Source organism: Mucilaginibacter sp. P4_G9, assembly GCF_056400985.1.
The window spans coordinates 1-943 of sequence record NZ_JBFUKF010000838.1; the positions used below are offsets into that span (position 1 = coordinate 1).

1 protein-coding gene is annotated in these 943 nt (G+C 40.1%); it reads right to left on the reverse strand.

Going from position 1 to position 943, the window contains the following annotated elements; genetic code table 11:
• Nucleotides 1-941, reverse strand: a 941-nt coding sequence (gmd, locus tag AC1DPZ_RS28030) for a GDP-mannose 4,6-dehydratase (RefSeq protein WP_477409714.1), incomplete at its 3' end; no start/stop codon positions are given.
• Nucleotides 942-943: the final 2 nt, after the last annotated feature.

Genomic DNA, 943 nt, shown 5'->3' on the forward strand with positions numbered 1-943 from the left:
GGATCGCCTATAAGTAAGTCGACCTCGGTTGGACGAAAATATGCTTTATCAACAGCAACAACTTCTTTTCCCACTTCTATTTGAAAATCTGGATTGCTACAGCTTACCACATACCCTTTTTCATCTACACCTTCACCTTTAAACTCAACTTCAATACCAACCTCAGCAAAAGCCATACGCACAAATTCACGTACGCGGGTAGTAACGCCCGTAGCTATTACATAGTCTTCTGCTATTTCCTGTTGTAATATCAAGTACATAGCTTCCACATAATCTTTTGCATGCCCCCAATCTCTTTGAGCATCGAGATTACCCAAAAATAATTTATCCTGTAACCCCATCGCTATTTTAGCAGTAGCACGCGTAATTTTACGAGTTACAAACGTTTCGCCGCGTAAAGGGCTTTCGTGATTAAACAAAATACCGTTACATGCGTAAATGCCATATGCTTCACGATAATTTACAGTGATCCAGTAAGCATACATTTTAGCTACAGCATATGGAGAACGCGGGTAAAATGGCGTAGTTTCCGATTGCGGAACGGCTTGCACTAATCCATAAAGTTCGGATGTAGAAGCCTGGTAAATTTTAGTCTTTTTCTCTAACCCTAAAATACGGATAGCTTCTAACAAACGCAATGTACCAATTCCATCAGCATTAGCGGTGTACTCAGGCGTATCAAAACTTACTTTAACATGCGACATTGCACCCAGGTTGTATATTTCATCTGGCTGCACTTGTTGTATAATGCGGATTAAGTTCGTGCTATCACTTAAATCCCCGTAATGAAGAGTTAATTTAATTTCAGTATCGTGTGGATCCTGATATAGATGATCGATCCTATCGGTATTGAACAAAGAACTACGGCGTTTAATTCCGTGTACTTCATATCCCTTGCTTAAAAGCAATTCAGTTAAATAGGCTCCATCCTGGCCTGTAATGC